Origin of the sequence: Cellulophaga sp. F20128 (assembly GCF_023015805.1) — a bacterium.
GTDB lineage: Bacteria > Bacteroidota > Bacteroidia > Flavobacteriales > Flavobacteriaceae > Cellulophaga.
The window spans coordinates 158,257-179,244 of the sequence record NZ_JALKBA010000003.1; the positions used below are offsets into that span (position 1 = coordinate 158,257).

Annotated in this window: 10 protein-coding genes; all 10 read right to left on the bottom strand. The window is 37.2% G+C overall.

Annotation, left to right across the window (positions count from 1 at the left end):
- Positions 1-383 precede the first annotated feature (383 nt).
- The 10 genes from MWU65_RS04685 to MWU65_RS04730 all read right to left on the bottom strand — a co-directional run bounded on the left by MWU65_RS04685 (position 384) and on the right by MWU65_RS04730 (position 20,949).
- Positions 384-2,102, bottom strand: a complete 1,719-nt coding sequence (locus MWU65_RS04685) for a RagB/SusD family nutrient uptake outer membrane protein (protein ID WP_247076019.1) — start codon at positions 2,100-2,102, stop codon at positions 384-386.
- Between the two features lie 10 nt (positions 2,103-2,112).
- On the bottom strand, positions 2,113-5,298 hold the full coding sequence (locus tag MWU65_RS04690; RefSeq protein WP_247076020.1) for a TonB-dependent receptor: 3,186 nt from the start codon (positions 5,296-5,298) through the stop codon (positions 2,113-2,115).
- Between the two features lie 531 nt (positions 5,299-5,829).
- The gene (locus tag MWU65_RS04695; protein WP_247076021.1) at positions 5,830-6,015 is read right to left on the bottom strand and encodes a hypothetical protein; all 186 of its coding nucleotides are present in this window, start codon (positions 6,013-6,015) and stop codon (positions 5,830-5,832) included.
- A gap of 238 nt (positions 6,016-6,253) precedes the next feature.
- Positions 6,254-7,723 carry a sulfatase-like hydrolase/transferase gene (locus MWU65_RS04700; RefSeq protein ID WP_247076022.1) on the bottom strand — a complete coding sequence of 490 codons (1,470 nt, stop codon included), beginning with the start codon at positions 7,721-7,723 and terminating at the stop codon, positions 6,254-6,256.
- A 60-nt stretch (positions 7,724-7,783) separates the two neighbouring features.
- Complete coding sequence (locus MWU65_RS04705) at positions 7,784-9,205, bottom strand: sialate O-acetylesterase (RefSeq protein WP_247076023.1); 1,422 nt, start codon at positions 9,203-9,205, stop codon at positions 7,784-7,786.
- Positions 9,206-9,238: 33 nt separating this feature from the next.
- Entirely contained in the window at positions 9,239-11,650 is a 2,412-nt protein-coding gene (locus MWU65_RS04710) for a hypothetical protein (RefSeq protein WP_247076024.1), read from the bottom strand.
- 59 nt (positions 11,651-11,709) lie between these two features.
- Positions 11,710-14,166 (bottom strand): alpha-L-rhamnosidase, encoded by a 2,457-nt coding sequence (locus MWU65_RS04715; protein ID WP_247076025.1) that lies wholly within the window; start codon positions 14,164-14,166, stop codon positions 11,710-11,712.
- An 82-nt stretch (positions 14,167-14,248) separates the two neighbouring features.
- Positions 14,249-16,861, bottom strand: a complete 2,613-nt coding sequence (locus tag MWU65_RS04720) for a sialate O-acetylesterase (protein WP_247076026.1) — start codon at positions 16,859-16,861, stop codon at positions 14,249-14,251.
- An 18-nt stretch (positions 16,862-16,879) separates the two neighbouring features.
- A complete protein-coding gene (locus tag MWU65_RS04725; protein WP_247076027.1) occupies positions 16,880-19,441 on the bottom strand; it encodes a GDSL-type esterase/lipase family protein in 2,562 nt (853 codons plus the stop codon).
- Positions 19,442-19,494: 53 nt separating this feature from the next.
- On the bottom strand, positions 19,495-20,949 hold the full coding sequence (locus MWU65_RS04730; protein WP_247076028.1) for a sulfatase: 1,455 nt from the start codon (positions 20,947-20,949) through the stop codon (positions 19,495-19,497).
- Positions 20,950-20,988 lie beyond the last annotated feature (39 nt).

Consider the following 20,988-nt stretch of genomic DNA (forward strand, 5'->3'; position numbering starts at 1 on the left):
ACAAGAATGTACTCTGGTCTCCCTATAGATTAGGTTTATGTATAATTGTCATTCCCAAAAGCGAGGGTAAGCAACTTGGTGGAAACTAATTTTAGTTTATAGGTGCTGACTTTAGATAGATGAGGGAATTGCTTTCTAAGTAATAAAGTGACTTACAAGGTTTTTGTGGCTAGAATGATGTTTTAACTAAGACTTAGCTGATTCTATTAAAAAAAATCTCTCACTAGTGCTTAAAAGACGTATAGCAGGTGAATTTGTGGCAAACATACTGCTTAGTAGAAATGGGTAACTAAATGCCGATTGGAATACGTGATAACATAAAAAAAGAGCCGGTCTCTATTTTGACCGGCTCTTTTGTAATGGGTGTTAATGATATTTTAATTTTACCAATTAGGGTTCTGATCTATTTTGTTGTTTAAGGTTATCTCCGTTGATGGTATTGGTAATAAATAGTCTCTTGTAGGGTCAAATCCATAAGTTCCTGTATTTAAGTAATCCCTGAATGGATCAAGGAAGCCATCGTTATTAACCACTAAATTAGGAAACTCTGCTTCAATATCAGCGGTGTACGTTGTTCCTGTTGGCCTTTTGTCTACAAAGAGCTTATGCGCTCTCCATCGCATTAAATCATCTAGCCTATTTCCCTCACCAAATAGCTCTACAACACGTTCTCTTCTAATCTCGTATAAGTAATCTGGCATTGCATATCCATAATCTGGCCATTCCGGATCAACCGTTATGTTTGTTATATCTAAATCTGGCATCCCAACTCTATCTCTTAATAAGTTAATTGACATATTAACATCAGCTTGGGTTATAGTTCCTAGTTCTGCTTTAGCCTCCGCGTATATTAAAAGAGATTCCGCGTATCTAAAAATAATATAACCAATGTCTCTAGTTCTTTGATTGTTTAATTCTGCAAACAATTGTTTTGATCTCCATTTTTCAATGGAATATCCTGTAGGATTACGCGTCATAAAAGGAACTGAAAATAAAACTTCATCACCGTTTATACCAATAAAATCTAAATCCCCAGGTGCCATTACGGATTGTGCTAATCTTGGATCGCGATTTTCTTGTATTTCAGCAAGAGTAGCATCTCCTGTAAATTCAGGACTCACAGCTATGGGTAATCCATCTGAAGCTAGATAGTATTTAGTCATTTCCCGTGTCATTCCATGTGCATTGGGTTGGTTCCACAACGAATTCTGGATGTTGTAGGTTAAATAATCATACTGTTTGTACAACATAACTTCTGGATGCCCACTGTAGTCTGTTTGCACAAATAAATTATAATAAGCCTCATTTACATTTCCTGTAGCTAGTGAATAATTTTCAGCATCCATTACACTTTTTGCTGCGTCGGCAGCTTGTTGTAAAAAACCTGCTCCATTAGTGCTTCCTGCAAAATCAGTTCCTTGGTGGTATTTTTCCCATGTACCTTCATACAAGGCAACCCTAGCTTTAAATTGTAAAGCTATATCTTTATTTAATCGTGATGGTTCTTGTAATTCGCTAGCATCCTTCATCTTAGAAATGGCCAAATCCAATTCAGCTAAAATAAAATTTGCAACCTCTGTTCTAGGGCTACGCTCACTGTATAAAATGTCATTATCCTCAACATTTAATACTTTAGTAATTATGGGAAGGTCTCCAAAATTTCTCATTAAATTATAATAAAAGTAAGCTCTAAAAAAGTGACCTTCTCCGATATAATGTTCTACTAAATCACCACTTTCCGCACGCGCTGCATTTTCAAGAAAAAAGTTGATTTCACGAACATTTCCCCAGTTCCAGCCTCCGCCAGTTGCTGGTACATTAAGCGTTCCATCTAAACGAGGAGTTGAAGATCCTCCAAACCACTCAGAAGATTCAATAACAATATCGGTTCCTAAATCTGGCGATGGTGCCGCACCTCCACCAGCCCAGCCTGGAAACTTGCCATAAAGGTCATTTAAATACAATTGTAAATCACCTTCTGTCTTCCAAAAATCAGCATTTGAAATTTCATCTAGTGGATTTTTTTCCAATAAATCATCGGTACAGGAATTAAAAAATATTCCTATTGTGAATATCAAGAATATATAATATATATTTTTCATTGTTTTAGTTTTAGAAGTTAATATTTAAGCCTAATGAGTATACCTTGCTCAACGGATATTGGTCACCAGTACGACCTGTTCTTCCATTAAAAGCTTCAGGATCATAGATCATTAAATCTGTAAACGTTAATAGATTCTCTCCAGACAAATAGATTCTAGCCTTAGAAATTTTTAATTTTTCAGTTACGTTAGTGGGGAGTGTAAACCCTATTTGAAGATTTTTAAGTCTAGTATATGCTCCATTTTGAAGGAATCTAGTTGTTGTAAAACGATAGTTTTTATTATTTTGCCCCGTAAACTGAGAATATGAATTTGGAAAATAAGCATCTGTATTAGGGCCTAAGGGGTTTGTTGTGTCTTCTGGCCTGAAAAAATCTAAGTGCTCTTCATATACATTAGCGTGTAAAGGTCCGTTTGCTGGTCCTCTAAAAGTTCCAAGTCCCCTAAGATCCAAATCTCTTTTGGCTACACCTTGTACAAGGAATGAAATGTCAACTCCTTTCCAGGATGCATGACCACTTAAACCAAATTGAAATCTAGGCGTACTATTTCCTATGATTTTTCTATCCCCTGGATTATCTCTTGTATTGTCTCCGGTATTAATTATGTCGTCACCATCCAAATCTACATATTTAACATCACCAGGAAACCAATTTCCAGAGTATATAAACGATTGATCTATGGGATAGTTTGTAACTTCATCTTCTGTCTGGAAAAGACCTGCAGTTTCCATACCCCAAATTTCTCCCAATTCTTGTCCAATGTGGTACGCATTTAGAAGTTTTGTTGGATTATTGTATTCTGTTACTCGTCTTCTATAATCAGATAAAACACCTTTTACACCGTAAGAAAAATTATCTGAAGTATTTTTCCAGGATACTTCAACTTCCCATCCCTTTGTAGTTATTTCTCCTGCATTGGTTAGTGGAACGCTAGTTCCTAATAGTGCTGGGGCTGTAAGACCGGGACCAACAAGGTCGTTATTTACAGTTTTATACCATTCAAAGGTAATGCCTAGTCTTCTGTCTAGTGCCTGTAAGTCTAACCCTAAATTTAATGTATTCACTTTATCCCATGTTAAATCAACACTAGATAGATTTGGGATTCCCACGGTCCATAACCGTTCTCCACCAAACAACCAATTGGACTCCCTTGTTGGTAAATTGGGAATGTATAAATAATTGGCAACGTTTTGGTTTCCGACAGAACCATAAGACCCTCGGAATTTTAAGAATTCAATTTGATCTTTTAATGGGTAAAATGATTCTTTTGAAACTACCCATCCAGCTGATGCAGAAGGAAAGGTTCCCCATTCCTTGCCTGGCTCAAACCTTGAAGATCCATCTCTTCTAATATTCATTTCCAGTAAATATTTTTCATCAAAATTATATTTAAACCTTCCAAAAACACCTTGAGTAGACCAATGTCCTTTTCCATCAGAAACTGTTGATTCACCTACTGCTGTACTAATTGAAGGAATGGCATCTGTTAATAAATGAAAAGCTTGGGCATTTAAATTAAAGTAGTTATATACTTCTTGCTGGTAACCAGCCATTATGTTGAAGTTATGCTTGCCAAAACTCTTTGAATAGTTAGAATAGATGTTTGGAGATAAATAGGTGTTTGTATTAGTGCTCGCTTGGTAACGCGTATTTAATCGGCTAGTAGAGCTAACTATTGATCCACCTAGACCATCTGGTATTGCAGTTGGTACTGTTGGAAATTCAGATTGACTGCTATTGTCATTTGTCCTGTAGTTAAGATCAATGTTTGTTACCCAATCTTTGATTGGTTCTAGTGTTAATCTAGGAGAAATAACTAATTGTCTACTTTTATCCATAGCCCTGTGTAATTCTTGTTCTCCAACTCTTCCGGTCCATACATCTGTGCCAGGGTAAAATGCAGGTTTCGTTGGTTTTAACCTAGTCATAAGTAACATCACAAAGGATCTGCCATTACCAGCATGATCTGGATATTCTTGCTTTTCGTACTTATATTTTGCCAAAAAGGAAATATTTGCCCAAGGGGAAATCTTTGCATCAATTTTTGCATCAATATTATACCTGTCATATAAATCATCGCCTTGTTTTAATAACCCTTCCTCTTGATAAAGACCACCAGAAAGGTAAAAAGTTAAATCTTCACCACCACCACTCATACTAAGGTTGTGTTTTAGTCTGGATCCAGAACTTTTAAATAAAAGTGATTCCCAATCTGTAGCTGCAGAAGCATTAAGTCCGTCTACTCCAAGGTTCCAAGCTTGTCCATTAGGTGTTGGCAATACTTCAGGAGCACTTCCAGGATTTGCTAGATTTTGTGCAATTCTGTCGAGCGCATCATCATTAAAGTAAGGACCTGCTCCCATATTAGCCCTTGCTTGGTTCATAGTATGTGCAAATGAAAGTGCATCTGCATTTTGTGGCATATTCAATAAGGAGTTAAGTGCATAGTTGGTAGAATATGAAAATTTAACACCACTATTCTTTTTACCTCTTTTTGTGGTAATTAAAATGACACCGTAGGCTGCTCTTGCACCATATATGGCAGAAGAAGCTACATCTTTTAGTACTGATACAGACGCAATATCATTTGGGTCAATATCGTTTATCCCCATAGGAATACCATCAACTAATACCAAAGGAGAGGTACTTCCTCCAGCAAATGAACTTAACCCCCTAAGGTTAACATTCATCCCTGCGCCAGGTTCGCCAGTCGCATTTGATGTTGTGATTTGTAAATTTGGTGCAGCTCCTTGCAAAGCTTGCATCGCATTAGCAACAGGCCTGTCTTCTAATACTTCACTGTTTACAATTGAGATGGCACCTGTTAAATTTGATTTTTTCTGAGTACCGTAACCTACAACGACTACTTCATCTAGACCAGCTGCATTTTCTTCTAAATTCACAACAATGTTTTTGCGGCCTTTAAGAGGGATTTCTTTAGTAGCATAACCTACATAGGATATGATCAATATAGCATTTTCATTGGTGACTTTGATTGTAAATTTACCATCAAAATCTGCTTGTGTTCCATTAGTTGTTCCTTTTTCTAGAATACTGGCACCTAATAGGGGACCATCGATACTGGAAACTGATCCAGTAATTGTTTGAGCTAAGGCAAAGGCCGTACTAAACAGAAATAGTAAGACAACAACACCAAGCTTTAACTTACTGTTCATTGGTTCATTTTTTTTCATAGTTTTCTTTTAAATTATGTATTGAGTTTGTTTGCAATGGGCTCAAGGTAAAACTTCAACTGTTAAAATGTATCCTGTACTGTCCTGTTTTAGTTAAAAAAATGTTAAGAAAATAAGTGTATTTAAAGTCGATTTTACGCTTTATACATGTACTGTTAGTACATTATGATTGGCTTTATTTTGATCGAAACAACCTATTTTTTATATGTAAAATAGTGATAATGAGTGTTTTATTGAGAATAGCGAGGAAGGTATTTTATTTCAAAACAAATTTTTTATATCTATGGATACTGTTTTTTGGTTGCCAACAAATTCTTAAAAAATTCTTAAAAAAATAAAGAAATTTTTTAAGTAGAGCCTTAACTTTTTTGTAGAATTCTAAACGCAAGCAATAAAAATTGATCGTTTTTAGCGGCTTTTAGAGAGAGAAAAGTAATGTTTTAGCTCTGGAGGAATTCTTCCTTGAAGGAAATAGGATAGGACTTAAACAGTGGTTAAACAATAGCAACTAAAGGTAGATTGGGTTAACGCTTATATAGATTCAATTTTGACATAAAAAGGTTTTATGTAAAACCCTTTTTCTTCTGGAAGAAATGGCGTTAATCTGGTTGTTGCTTCCTCTAGTTTTAAAGCGTCAATAGTAATTATATCGTCATTGATGGAATTCATTGCAACATCTGTAAATACATCAGAACAGTAACCCTCACTTTGTATCATTTGTCCATTTTTTCGTGTGGATTTACACAATACCCTAAATCCCCAAAACCTTGATCGTCTGTTCCAATTAGAATGACATTTGGTTGGTTTTGTGCATTTGGATTCTAAGAATGGAAAGAAAATAAAACAAAATCTAGAGCCTATAAAAGAATGTTGTTATTATGGTTCATTTTAATGTTTTAAAGTTGTGTTCAAGCCACTTCGGTTATGTTGTATAACGGAATTAATTTAAATGTAATTAATGAGTATATGGAATAGTCCCTGTTTTATCCACTGTATACCCCCATTTTTTAATGTATTCGGGGCCAGGTAGGAATTGGTCATTATTGGCTTTCAATTTTTGATCTAATTGCTTGTCTAATGTAGCTTGTACGCTTGTATACTTTTCGTTTCCAATAAGATTATTTTCTTGGTATGGATCTTCTTGGTTATCGAACAAAAGCCACGGGCCTTTTAAATCTCGAGCATAGGTAAATCTAGGGGTCTTTAACCCTCTGTATTCGCGTCCGCCTCGACCTCTATTCCATGAGCCGAAAGGTTGTATGGACCTAATAAGACCTGCATTTTCTATATCCTCGTTATTTGTAATAAGAGCACTAAAGTCGGTACCTTCTATGGTATTGGGAATAGCAATTGAGGTAAGGCCTAATAGTGTTGGTAAAATATCTTCTGAGTTAATAACTGTTTGTTTTATACTCGGTTTAATGTCAGCATTGGAAGGTAATTTCAGTAAAAAAGGAACTCCAATTGATTCATCATAGGGTTGTTGTTTTTTTAATTCACCATGAGAACCAAGGAGATCACCATGATCCGAAGTGAATAGGACAATGGTGTTATCCCATTGGCCATTCTCTTTGAGTTCTTTTTTTATTTTACCGATCATATCATCCAAAGCGGCTATATGAGCATAATAACCAGCGAGATCTTTTTTGGCTTTTTCTTTTAGGTTGTCCGGTACATTTTGTCGAAGTTGTATCTTTTCTGGGTCAAACCGATTTCTATAGGCCTCCGGTGCTGTATGATAGGGGCCATGGGGTGTACCATACGAAAGGACCATCAAATACGGGTTGTCGGCGGTTTTATGTTCCTTGATAAAGTGTAATGCAGCATCGGTCTGATCAAAAGTATCATAATTCTCCCATATTTTCCTGTTGGGATCGTCATTGTCATAATATACAGAATGGTTATAATCATGGGTACATTCATTTCCGTTCCAAAATTGAAAACCCTGTCTTCTGGGACCTTCTGGTACATTCTGTAACCTACCATGACCATCTAAATGCCACTTGCCAATATAGCCCGTGTTATAATCCTGCTCTGCAAATATTTCAGCCATAGTCAAGGCATTGGGGTTCAGTTGCAGGTCGTTCATAAAAATACCTGTAGTTAATGGTAACTGCCCTGTTAAAAGAGCGGCTCTAAAAGGCGTACAAACGGGAGTGCCAGAAATGGCATTTTTGAAGTTGATGCTTTCGGAGGCTAAATTGTCAAGGTTGGGTGTTACAGCGTTAGGGTCACCAGCATATCCCGTGGCTTGGGCGCGCCATTGATCGGTTAATATAATAAGAACATTGGGTTTCGTGGTATGCTTAACAATTGTATTTTTTTTAGGTGTTTCTTTGCAAGAAACACCTAAAAAAAACAGGCTAACAATGAGAAGGCGTACGTACAGTAAGGGTTGAAATCTTCTGGTAATTGTAAGTTTCATATTATCAAATTTCTATGAGCTATTAATTATTTTTTTTCTATTGTGTTTATCCGTAAAGTTTTACTCTACTTCCCAGGCATCTGTTCTAAAAGAAGATGCAGGCAAACCTTCTGTATTGTGTAATTCCCCAATTACAAAGTCGTCAAAGGCATAGCGAACTGCTACGGGCTCTTTTACAAAGGCCGAAAACAACGTAATTCCTTGCCAATTAATAGTGGCGTTAGCTGGATAAAAACGCTTGTCTTTCCCTGCAATTTTAAAATTAACAAGTGGTTTTCCAAAGGTGTTTAAGCCATTTTTGGCATGATCAAAGGATAATTTGACAACAGACCCTTCAATTTTCATTTCTTTTAAAACAGGCCCTGAATAGGCAATGCCCTTAAGATTGTATGTTTTAGCTAAGGCTAGATATGCCAATCGTTCACCCCCTACTTGTTTGTTAGCAGGGTGAATAATATGCTCTTCGCCAATATCCATTAAACTCACCATACCTGTATTGGTCGTCTGGCTTAAGGTTTGTAGTTGTGCCTCTCTTAATAAGGCAGAATTTAAACCGGCAGTTCCATAGTTATAGGGAGCAATTTGCACATAATAGAAAGGGAATTCGCCAATGTTCCATTCGTTTCGCCAATTGTTGATCATACCAGCTAACAATGCACTATACTTTTCAGGATTATTACGATTAGACTCTCCTTGGTACCATAAAACGCCTTTCATTGCAAAGCCTTTCATTGGATGTATCATACCATTAAAGAGAGCCGCAGGAATCCTTTGAGTTACTCTCCCTTTAGCATCTAGTCCAGGTTTTGGCACCCAATCAAAAGATTGAAGACCACTCTCGCTAATCCATGGTTCAATAGCCGTTCCACCCCAACTTGAGCTTACGATGCCCACGGGTACTTGTAATACTTCTTGAAGCATTTTTGCAAAATGATAGGCCGTAGCACTAAAATTAACGGCATTTTCGGGATTACTAGCTAACCACTCTCCTGAAAAATCATCTAGTTTCTCAAGGCTAGCCTTTAATTTTACATTGAAAAATCGAATCTCATTATTGGTAGAAGTCGCAATAGTTTTATTGGCATCCAATACAGGTTGGTTTACAAGACCTTTTAATCGCATATACATATTAGACTGTCCAGAGCAAACCCATACTTCTCCAATTAAAATATCGGTTAGTGTTATTGGAGTGCCGTCTGTGATTCTAATATCATAAGGGCCACCTGCACTAGGAGTTTTAACTTTTAAGTGCCACTTTCCTTTTCTGTCCGCCTTTGTGGTATAGGATTTACCATCCCAAGAAGTGGTTACTTCCACATTTTTATTAGGGTCTGCCATACCCCAAATTGCGGCATCTGTCTGTTGTTGCAATACCATATGACTTCCAAAAATAGAAGGTAGTTTTATTTCTGCAGTTGCCATATGGGTAATGCAGAATAGCACAATCAGTAAGAAACTATTTGGTATTGATTTTTTAAACATACTTAATATTTTTAATTAAAAATAGAATTCGTTTTACTCCCTGCTTAATGTTAGTTTTATTTTTTTAAAGGGTTGTGGATAAGCCGTAATCCATAATTCAGGATTAAAACTGAGGTTTTCTTTATCATACCCCATCACAAAAACATCAATTTCTTTTCCTACCATACTAGCGTCAAGTGGAATATAATAGGTGTAGTTACTGTCTCTGCGGGCGGTCATAAACTCCCAGTTATTCGCTGGGTAAGACGATGCTCTGTCTGGTGCGCCAATATAAGTATCTCCCATTTTGGCAGCAGCATAGGCGCCTTCTACACCGTGTTTTCCGTTTAACGCAATACAGAGGTAACTTCCTTCAGCAATTTCGTCTAAAACTATTTTAGACTTCCATACTTTTTGTGCCTTTTTTTTGCTTGGATGAGCGAACAAGTTAGACGCTCTCCATAAGCTTCTGTCTACTTTTTTTCCGTTGGCGATTCCTTCAATTTCTACCAATTGCTGTGGACTATTTTTAAATCGTAGGTAACGTACTTTTTTTCCGATGCTTATTTCTGATTTTATCGCAGCTAAATAGGTTAATTCTTCCCAGTGTACCAAATCGGTAGATATTTCAACAAAATTTCCTTCGCCGATTAATAAAGGCTGTAATCCAAACTCATTAGGAACACTGATTAGAAGTTTATCTAAAAAAGTGATTTCTCCTAAATCTAAGCGAAAAGCTCCTCCTTCAATACGAGTATCTACGCGATACCGCTTAGAAGGCCAAAACCCAGTGTCTAAATCTCCATCAAACAAATTTTTATCCCAGATACCTCTATTCACAAATGCATCTTGATTGAAAAATGCATCTCGTGCAGCTTTAACCGCTGGTATTGTGGTTTCGCCAGAACGTTCTAAAGAACGTACTTCTAAGGCATTGTTGTCTGCAGCAAACATGCTTGCTTCGTAGATGGCTTCAACATCAACCGGAATGGTTGTTTCTGCAAATGAATTAAGTTTGCGGTGATAGTTGTTTTTTAATTTGGTTCCTGAAAAATTAACTTTTAATTTTTTTCCATCCGCTAATTTTTGGGTGTTTTTTCCATTGATTTTAGCGGAACTAAATAAATTGTTGTTAAGGAGCTCAATGTTTGCAGTAGTTCCAGGCATTCCTAAAATTTCAATTTCAATTGGAGAACCAGGGATATTTTTAACGGTTTGGAAATTTGTTCCAGCTAAAATAGGATCGTTATCGGCTTCGGTAGTAGCAATAAATAGAGCTGATCTAAACGGAAGCACATCCACAGGAATGGTCTCACCTTTTGAAAATGTACCAATTAATTTTTCACTAGGATGTACTTGAAGTAATGTAATTTTTCCATCAGCTTTAAGTCCAATTTCTTCATCCAACTTTACAGAATACGTTGAAGTTTCCCAATTTAAGTTTCTAAGGCTTATTAATTGGGTTTTTCCATTTCCTCTAGACACAGCATTTGGTCCATAGGATTTATCTAACACCATACCATCTAGAAGGATATCTCTATACTTTTTGTGTAAATTATAGATGTATGCTAATTTTGAAAATTCATTCTCATTTAGTAACCAAGGGTTGCCATATATTTCTGGAGAAAGAATTAGGGCCCTGTTAAATGCCTGTAATATTAAATCATCTTCCCAATAATCGATACAAGACGAAATACATACCCCATGGTCTTCTGTTAAACGTTGTAGTTCTGGTACAAGTCCTCTAGACAATGCAGCAGCTCTGTTGTGAGGAGCTGTTACATTATTAGTCATGTGAATGTCTATATACGTTTCATTGCCTCCAAATAAGAAAGTTGTGGCATACGGTTTTGCTTTATCAAGACCCAGTCTGTGGTTTAATAAAATTAAATCAGGACTATGCACACGCGCTTCTTTCATCATCTTTATAAAAGCATCTTCTTTTTCTGGTCGTAATGGGCCGCAAACGGCATCAAATTTAAAGAGTGCAAATTCATAATCTCTACACAACTTAACCATTTCGTCAATACGCTTTTTTTCTTCTTCAGGCGTGTCTCCAAAACCATCAGGTCCACCCCAAACTCCTAAGCGTATACCAAGATCTTTTGCTTGCTTGTAAATAGGGTCAAAACCATTGGGGAATTGCTTTTTAAATCGATCTGAATAAATACTGCCATAGAAATTCTTACCATCAATAGCGCCGGCATCCATAGCATAAATGTCTAATTGCATCCCATACTCACTTTTAAGCCAACCAAAGAATTCTAGGTTAATTCTTGTGTGTTCATCAGTGGGCCCTTCATTTGTATTGTTGATCCAGCTAAAATATTGTGCTTTAGATGGTGTTCTTTCATCAGCACCAGGGAAAACTTTTTCTTGCGCGGTTAAGCTTAAAAAAGAAATAAATACAAGTAAAAAAAGAAAAGGCTTCTTGTTAAAAAAGGACTGTAATGTTGTTTGTGTCATTGTTTTTAATTCTAATGATTCGGTATTGTTAAGTGTAGCGCACTAATATGGGTATGTACTTATTTTGGTGCTATAACAATGGTGTAATTGCCTTCGTTGAGTTCAAAATCAGCCGTTTTTAGCTCTTTATTAAAGGGTGCACCATCTTTGATAATGTTAATTTCTTGAGTAGTATTGAATTCCAATTGAATCAAAGCACTACTCGCTGCAGGAATTACAAAGGTGTATTCATATGAGTTAGGGGCAAGCTTCTTCCAATTGGATACAATGGTTCCATAAGGTGAATTGTATTTTGTATTCACAAATTCAAGTCCTTCAGGGGTGGCCGGTGTTAAAAAGAATCTTTTAAAACCAGGGTTTTCAGGATCGGGTTGTATACCACCTAACCATCTGTAAAACCATTCAGTTACAGAACCAAACATAGGGTGGTTGTTAGAAAATACGCCATCACTTTCTTTCCAAGTTTCCCACAGGGTGGTGGCTCCATTATCTACCATAAACCCCCATCCTGGGTATGTTCTGCTATTTACAATATCAAATACAGTATCGGGTGAAATGTTTTTAGAAGCGGCTTCTAAAACGTATTTGGTGCCAAAAATGCCTGTATTGAAATGTCCGGAAGGGCCGTTGTTTATTGCTTTTTGTAAAGAATCTTTGGCAGCTCCAAGTTCAGCTTCTGGTATAATATTATGATAAAGTAAGGTAGAAAATAAAGTCTGACGGTTTATTTTATTGGTTATAGGAGTGTCCCAAAATTTTGTTTTAATCAATCCTCTTAAATGTTTAGCAAGATCCCTATATTTAGATGCATTTTCTTCGTCGTTCATGACCTTAGCAAAGGTTTCCATAATTTCAGCACTTTGCAGGTAATGAGCTGTACCTGTTAATTGGACAGGCACGGGTTCTAAAGACTCATGATCGCTCAAACCTTTTTCAACCAAACCGTCAGGGTGAATTCTGGCTACTTTTTCCATCCACGTTTTATTCTTTTCATACATTTCCTTTACAAAATCGGTGTCATTGTAATAGAGGTATAAGTAGTACTGCGTGGTTAAATAAGCAGACTCCCAGCTGATACCACAGTATTGAACTCCTGCAAAAGGGGCAGTATCTACAAAGGAAGAATCTTTCATCGCGTCTACCCAGTCATAAACTGTTTTGCGGTAAATTCCGCGCATATCATAGTTGTTGATATAGGCTTCGCTGGTTGCATTTAAATCGCCCCCATAACCAAATTTTTCTCGGGCAGGGCAATCAGACTGTACACTGATTAGATTTGATAAAAATGACCTTTGTGTGATATCTTGGATGTTATTCAGTAAGGCTGATGAACTGTTAAAACTATTGGAAGTATCAACACTAGTATTAAAGAAAAGACCTTGGATGTCTTGTAGTTTTGGTTCTTTTTCTAAGCCGATAATTTCCATATATCTGTAAGTATGGTATGTAAATTGGGGTTGAAACCAGGCTTCTTTAGAATCACCAATAATATAGCTATCAGTTTGCCAAGCGATATCTGGAGCACCAGGTCCGCCCACACCTTTTCTTTTAATTTGTCCTATAACAGTGGTCATTGGGTTTAATGTTCCGTCCTCATAAATACGCTCCCCAAACCTGAAATTGATACTATCTCCAGGCTTTCCGCTTAGTTTAATTTTATAAGTACCCGTAAAATTAACACCCATATCTACAATATAAACTCCCTTTTCAGGACTAGTAATGCCAGTGGGTTTTATAGTTTGAGTGACTTGTACTGGTGGAAAAAATGCCTTCTGTAATTCGCCGCCTGGGCCATCGCTAAGTTTGGCAAAAGTCCATTGCTTATCGTCATAACCAACGGTGTTCCAATCTGCTATTTCTTGTCGTGCATCATAAACAGTCCCAATATAAACACTGTTTTTTTGAATGGGACCATACGTGTACTTCCATGTGTTGTCTGTACTTATTTCTTCAGTTTCTCCATTAGCATACTCAATTAATAGTTTTGCCGTAAGTGTAGGTTTTCCTACTGTAAGGTCTTTCCTTAAGTTTCTGCGTCCCCACTTTCTTAAAGGAAGAGGATTGTAAAAACCATTCCCAAGGCTAACTCCTAAACAGTTGGCGTTCTTGGTTATTTGGGCTGTGATATCGTACTCAGAAAAATAAATACGTTTGCTAAAATTGGTCCAAGCAGGGTCTAGAATGTTTTTTCCTATTGGCTCACCGTTTATGGTAGCTTGGTAGTATCCAGCCGAAGTTATTAATAAACGAGCTGATGAAATTGAACTCTTTGGAGTAAACTCTTTCCGAAACAATGGAGCAGGATGCGTTAAGTAAAACAAAGAATCAGTTTCTGGTAATTTTCTGTCGTACGTAATCCATTTGGCATCCTCTAATTTTAATTTTGCCACTTCATCGCTCAGGGCAAGTAAAGGTTTTTGAGGTTCTGAACTAAAAAATGTTGGTACTATGAAACCAATAAGTACTACGACAACCAGTAGTAAAATTATGAGCGATAATCTGTTTTTGTTTTTCATGTATTCCGTATTGAAATTATTTTTTTATACTCCTACTCAGGGTAGTCATTGTTGCTATCGATCTGTTGTAAAACAGTCTTTATTAATTAGAAATTACCTTGGTATCTCCCCAGTTTCCAAACACTTTTTTACCAGAAAAATCTAGTAATATAAAGTTTAACCCGCTAACATCGATATCTATTTTAACAGGAGCATCTCCTTTTTTCATAGGGCCACTATCAAAAAGTACACGTCCTCCAAACTTTTCTTCAACCATAACTTGAAAACGGCCTGTTGCTCCTTTGGGTGAATTTTTACCCAAAGAAACCACGGCTTTAAAACGATCGGCTTTTCCGTTCAGGTTATACATCATTTCTGAATTGCTTTTAACCCCAAACCCTTTTTTATATTTCTTACGACCTATTTTCAGATGCTTTCCATGAAAATTTTTATCTTCAACTGGGGCATTTCCTTTTTTAAGCATATAATAGATATCACTTAAATAGGTGATTCCTGACTGGGTTACTGTATATTTTTCCTCAGACACTGGGATTGGCCCGCCTATAGGTGTACTGCCAACTGTGCCAATTTTAAGTAATAGGTGTTCGTGTTTACCAAGGTTTTTAGTTGTAAAGGATCCATTAAATTCTCCAAGGTCTTTTTCTAACCAAAGGTCTCTTACATTTTGTGAACCCATTACGCCAATTTGTTCCCAAAGAACGGTTATAGCTGCTATTTTTTCACTCTTGTTTAATAGTAAAACAGCTGTAGTACCATCGGCTAGCGGCTTATTGTAGATTTCAATACTATCTTTATTGTAGACTCTATATCCTTGATGTGCCCTTGTGTCTTGATTGATAGCGATAACTTCAGAGGCAGTAAGAATATTTTTAACGTCATCAGACATCACGCGTAAATCATTACCCGCCATAATTGGTGCTGCTAAAATACTCCATAGGCTAAAATGTGCTTTATCTTCTACAGTACTTTTTAGGTTTCCAACCTGCAACATATCAGGATCATTCCAACTATCGGGCCCAGCAAATTGCCACAAACCATTAAAGGCAGGGTGAATGGCACCATCCCCTCCAGAGGTTTCAGCACATCGGTACACAGATTGGATTCTTGGAAAAATATCACCTGAAGTACGCCAAAGTTGTCCGTAGTTTTTTCCGCCCCAAGCCCAAGCACCACTTCCAAAATCGGAAATACTCAAAATCATAGGTCTGCCAGTGTTTAAGATTGCCTTGTGGTATACATCAAAATCCTCTGTAGACAGTCTCCCGTTTTTTCTAGCAAAACAAGCATCTAATTTAATATAATCTACGCCCCACTCAGCAAAAGAATCCATATCTGTTTGTTCGTGTTCAAAACTACCCGGTAAATTCTGACAGGTTAAATCTCCTCTACATTCGTAAATTCCGTATTTAAGGCCCTTGCTATGGATGTAATCACCAATCGCTTTCATTCCACTAGGGAATTTAATTGAATCAGCTACCAACTGTCCCTTTTCATTTCTTTCTGCAGCCATCCAAGCGTCGTCTAAAACCAAATATTTATAGCCTGCATCTCGCATACCAGAACTCACCATAATATCGGCAATTTCCTTTATTTTGTTTTCGTCGATATCCTTTTCAAAGGCATTCCAGCTATTCCATCCCACGGGTGGGGTAGGAGTTAGGTAGTTGTTGTCATAGCTGGCAACAGTTCTAGTTTTTTGAGAAATATTTTGAGCAGTTTGTGCCTTTTTTAAGGCTACCATAGCTTTGCCCATACCTTCTCCAATTTGAAGGTAAGCTTCCGCATTTCTATTCCAGTGATAAAATTGGTTTGCAGGTGAATTAGCGCTGTCAATATAAAAATCTCGTGTGTCCACAACCGATACGTTATCCTTAAATTCCGGGTAGTTCGTCATGGCCAACTGTGCATTCATTATGGAAAGTGCTCTTGGGTCCTTGTCTGCCCAACCCTTCATTCCTGTAGTTGCAATTACTACAGGGAGATTAGGTGTTCCTAGATCCTTGCGAACATCTTTAATAAAATGCACCAAATTTTCTTCATAGTATGGGTTTGCACTTTTTGTAACCCTATCATTCCATCCTTGATGCCAGCCAAAGCCTGAAATTTCATAGCCTTCGCCTTTGTAGCCAGGAACATAATTTTGCAGACTGTCTAATACTTGATAAATGTTAGAAAGCATTTTAACATAATAATAGCCAGTATCCTTTTCTTTAGCAGGCAATTTATGATACCCATTTGGGCCTACCGCGCTAGGGGAACGAAAATCTACCGCTATGGTTTTGCCACCCCAAGAAGTTTTAATAAGTAGGACTTTAGACCCATATTGATCACCTACTACGTTTCCAAATTCTAACTCGGGTCCAATTGTATGGTCCAATGCTCCGTAACCGGCACTTAATTTTCCGGTTTTTAATTTTTCAAATTTGTCTTGGGTGTAAATAAAAACATCATCTCTTTTTGCCCAATCCCCATTGTCTTGGCGTAGGTGCTTGTAGGTACCCGTTTTATCGTTGTTAACTACCCAATTAAGATTGCCTTTCGCTCCTTTTTCCATTTCTCCGTGCCCTTGCATGTTCGATTGCCCAGCCAAAATAAAAACCTTAATTGGTTCTTGTGCGTTGGCTTTTAAACCAAACAAGAGGGTGATTAGCAATAAAAAACAATGCTTGAAATAGGATGTAGTTTGTCTGTTCATAGTGGAAATTATAATATTTTATTTGTTGCTATAGAAATAGCGGATTCTACAAGCGTTGCCTACCCTTTGTGAAGGATCTTCATTTTCTATAATTTTAATCTGTAGCTTGTGTTTTGTATTTTTTAACCCACTAGCTAATGTAAAAAACCAAGGCAAATGTAAACTTCTACTCCAATTGGTTAGTAGGTCTAATTTTTGCCAAGTACCACCATCAATTCTGTAGCTAATTGTGCCAGAATCTGGTCCCGCGGCAACGGCTATTCCAACTGTATTACCAGTGAAAGTTAAAGTAGCCTTGCCTGAATTAATTTGTTCACTGATGAGCATGGGTACATCGGTGTAGTTATGTCTTGTTCCTTTACCGTCTTGAGGTTTCCAATTTTCTACTATTCTCCAATCGCCACTTAGTTTTGCAGTGTTAATATCTATGAGCATGCCTTTGTCATAATTAAACGGATCTATGGGGTCTGGTAAGTGGTAGCTGCCAATTTTATCATCTTCAGCCATAGGTCTGGTCCAAGCATTGTCTAAAAGGGTAAGCATGGAATGTGCATAGATACCTTGCCCAAATGGAGAGGGATGAAGGTTTTTAAAATCCTTGGTCCAGCTAAATTCACCAGCATCTATTCTATCTGTAACTTCCTTAGCTAGGTTTATTGTGGGAATGTTGTAGTGTTTTGCCACTTTTTCGTGGTTTTGTATGACCTGTGGAATGATGCCGTTGCGATACGATTTCATTTTCCCTGGATCTACAAAATGCATGATGACAATATCAGTTGCAGGGTTTTTATAGCGGGCATGGCGCACAATACCTTCCATAGCGCGTATTTGCTCTTCGTTTGTTCTGCCATTTGTGTCATCATTTACGGCGGCTTCTTCAAAAAGTAAATCTACAGGGCCTCCTTTAAAAAGATCACGTTCCATTCTAAAAGCAGCTGGAGTACTACCTGTTGAAGGAATTCCTGCAGCGATAAACTCAAATTTTGTCTCTGGGAATTTAGTTTTTAAATAGTTTGTAATACTATCGCGCCAACCCCCATTATAGGTGATAGAACCTCCTAAAAAAGCCACTCGGCCCGTTTTTTCTCGCTGAAATTTAAGAAAGCTGTTTTGCAAACCACCCCTTAGGTTGTGATAGGCTGCTGAGTTCAAAATTGTAGGCTCCTTTTTTGTGTGGTATTTTATAAAATCGGCTCCCAAGCGTGGTGTTTCAATGGGAAAATGATGGCCGTGTAAGGTTTGCTTTCCTTCGGTACAAGTAACTACAGTGGCTATTCCGCCCAGTTCAATATATTTGTTTATCAAGGGGAAGGTGTTCTCTTTTGGGGGTACCACAGAATCTGTTAAACTAATCATATGTAAGATGGGTACTTTTGCTTTGGCCAAGGCCTCAAGATTGTCTATAGGATTGTCCGCATATTGCTTGGCTTCAGCATCGGAAGAAAATCCATATTCTTCCTTTAAAATTTTCCAGTTCCTTTCAGAGCCAATACCGGTACCAAATCCGCCTGGCCAACTTGTAAAATCACATACAGGAGCTTCTGCATAGATACAACTTACAAGTTCTGGGTTTTTCTTGGCCCAGTTGTAAACAAATAAGCCACCACGACTAACGCCTTCCAAAGCAACTTTTACGCTAAAGTCATGAGACCTTATAAGGTATTTATAAAAACTATCCCAAGATTTAACAGCTTTTGGGCTACCAAATTGATCGTCTGTATTTAGATAAGCAATATGATATCCTTCTGAAAGTAGAATGCTATCCATTTCAGTATGCCAACCAGGAAAACGTGCTCTCCATACCCATGGTTTACCACTGAGTGCGTTTGTAGGTTCAATAACAAAAGCATTTGTCTTGTTAAATTCAAACGTATATTTGGTGAATCCTTTCCAATCGGATTTTTTCCCAGGGAAATTTTGTTCTACTAGAGTGGCTTTGTTTCCTGTAATTCCAGTGTAAACTAATTTTGCGATCTCACTAGCTCCTTTGGCATTCGGGTGGATATCATCCGGGAAAAAATCACCCTTTCTTAGCATTGGAGTATAAAGGTCAATTAAATTCAAATTTTGAGTGCGGGCAATTTCTGTAATTTTTGGATTAACCTCTTTTTCAACAATATCTGCACTAATTTTTTTGCCTCGTTGGTAGACTGGAACAGCTAGGCATAAATGAATTGTAGGTTTTGATGGTAAACTTTGAAAAGATTTAATTAATTTCAAATAATCAGCAGTAAACTCATCTTTATAAATCCAATTAAAGTCCTTGCTATCATTAGTACCTAATTTAATTAGGATGATGTCTGGGTTGTAAGCTAAAGCTTGTTTGTAAGCACCTGTTTCAATATAAGGAGAATTTCCTTTGCTTAAAAGTGTTCGACCGCTGACACCAAAATTTTTAACCTCATAGTCTTCTCCTAACATGCGTTCTAATTGTACAGGGTAGGCATCTTTAAGTCGGTCTTTAATACCATGGCCAACAGTAATACTATTGCCAATACAAGCCACTTTTATTTTTTCTTTTTTCTGAGCTGTTCCAAAGGTGATAGCCAGTATAAAAAGCAAGGTAAATATGAATTTCATTTGTTTCATTCTGTATGTTCTTAAGACATTAAATTGTGTTCAAAAAAAAAGGTTTAGTTCAAAGGGGCTTTTTTAACAAACTCCTTTGGAAATTTGGCATTAACTTCATCCCACCAGTCGAATAATTTTTTATACAAATGGTTTGTTATTTCAGGTAATTCTGAAGCTAAATTATGGCGCTCACCAATATCATTCTTTATGTTGTACAATTCTAGTTTGTTGTCGTCTAGAAAAATAATAAGCTTGTAGTCTCCGTCGCGGATGGCACTACTAGGGCCTCCTTTTTGATTGGAACGATGTGGGTAGTGGTAATAAGTGACATCGTGTACCTTTTTAGATTCATTTTTAAGTAGCGGTACTAAACTTTTTCCATCCATATGCAAATCTGGACGAAGTGGTTGCCCTGTCATTTCAAGGATGGTTGGGTAAAAATCCATACTTGTAATTACAGCATCAGACACTGTTCCTGGTTGTATTGTTCCTGGCCATTTAATTATTGCAGGTTCTCTAATTCCTCCTTCGTACAACCAACCTTTTCCAGCTCTCAATGGAGCATTAGAGGTGGGTGTCCCTTCAGACGTAGATAAGCCTCCATTGTCGGCGAAAAATATAACAACCGTATTGTCGGCTATTTTCTTGTCCTTAAGTTTATTAAGAATTTTGCCTACGGCCATATCCATAGATTCTACCATAGCAGCATAAGTAGGATGATCTTGTGTTGTTCTATAGGTGAATGGTTTTCCTCCATTGTCTTCTTCCGCAAATCGTTGTTGATCCGTAAGACCTAATTTCTCCTTCTTTTTAGTGTATTTTGCAACTCTATCAGCAGGAGCGTCAAACGGAGCGTGTACTGAGTACAATGAGAAATAAAGTAGGAATGGGTTTTTATCGTTTTTGTCAATAAAATTAACGGCTTCATTAGCCAGTCGGTCTGTCATATATTCACCCTCAGGACCGTTTTCTAGGTTTGGTATATTCCAAGGTGAAAAGTATTTGTTTTTAATATAAAGTCCCCCCCTAAAATGGCCAGCGATATTAATATCAAAACCTTGCTTGTTGGGCCAAAATTTTTCTTCACCTGCCACATTATTTAAATGCCATTTACCTAAGAAGATTGTTTTGTACCCCGCTTCTTGTAACACTTCAGGGAATAAAACTTCTTCAAGCGGTAAATTTCTTTCGTAATCTGGGTTTCCAGGACCTCCAATCCATTGGGTAAGATTAATTCTAGCTGGGTTTTTACCTGTTAAAATAGAAGCTCTAGCTGGGGAGCAAATGGGAGATGCAACATAAGCCTGCGTAAAACGAACACCTTCTTTTGCCAATTGGTCAATATTTGGGGTTTCGTAAAAAGAACTACCATTGGCACCGATATCCATCCAACCTAAATCATCTACTAAGATGAAAACTACATTCGGGTTTTTTGTGTCTTGAGCAGATAGACTAAAGCAAAATAAGGCTACTACTGCAAATAAGGATACTTTTTTAGAAATTTGATGAAATTGCATATATAATATTTTCCGGATTATTTTGTACTGTATAAAAGA

Coding starts and splice junctions, on each gene's coding strand:
- MWU65_RS04710 (WP_247076024.1), bottom strand. CDS start 11,650: ATGACACAAACAACATTACAGTCCTTTTTTAACAAGAAGCCTTTTCTT.
- MWU65_RS04690 (WP_247076020.1), bottom strand. CDS start 5,298: ATGAAAAAAAATGAACCAATGAACAGTAAGTTAAAGCTTGGTGTTGTT.
- MWU65_RS04695 (WP_247076021.1), bottom strand. CDS start 6,015: ATGATACAAAGTGAGGGTTACTGTTCTGATGTATTTACAGATGTTGCA.
- MWU65_RS04700 (WP_247076022.1), bottom strand. CDS start 7,723: ATGAAACTTACAATTACCAGAAGATTTCAACCCTTACTGTACGTACGC.
- MWU65_RS04715 (WP_247076025.1), bottom strand. CDS start 14,166: ATGAAAAACAAAAACAGATTATCGCTCATAATTTTACTACTGGTTGTC.
- MWU65_RS04685 (WP_247076019.1), bottom strand. CDS start 2,102: ATGAAAAATATATATTATATATTCTTGATATTCACAATAGGAATATTT.
- MWU65_RS04720 (WP_247076026.1), bottom strand. CDS start 16,861: ATGAACAGACAAACTACATCCTATTTCAAGCATTGTTTTTTATTGCTA.
- MWU65_RS04730 (WP_247076028.1), bottom strand. CDS start 20,949: ATGCAATTTCATCAAATTTCTAAAAAAGTATCCTTATTTGCAGTAGTA.
- MWU65_RS04705 (WP_247076023.1), bottom strand. CDS start 9,205: ATGTTTAAAAAATCAATACCAAATAGTTTCTTACTGATTGTGCTATTC.
- MWU65_RS04725 (WP_247076027.1), bottom strand. CDS start 19,441: ATGAAATTCATATTTACCTTGCTTTTTATACTGGCTATCACCTTTGGA.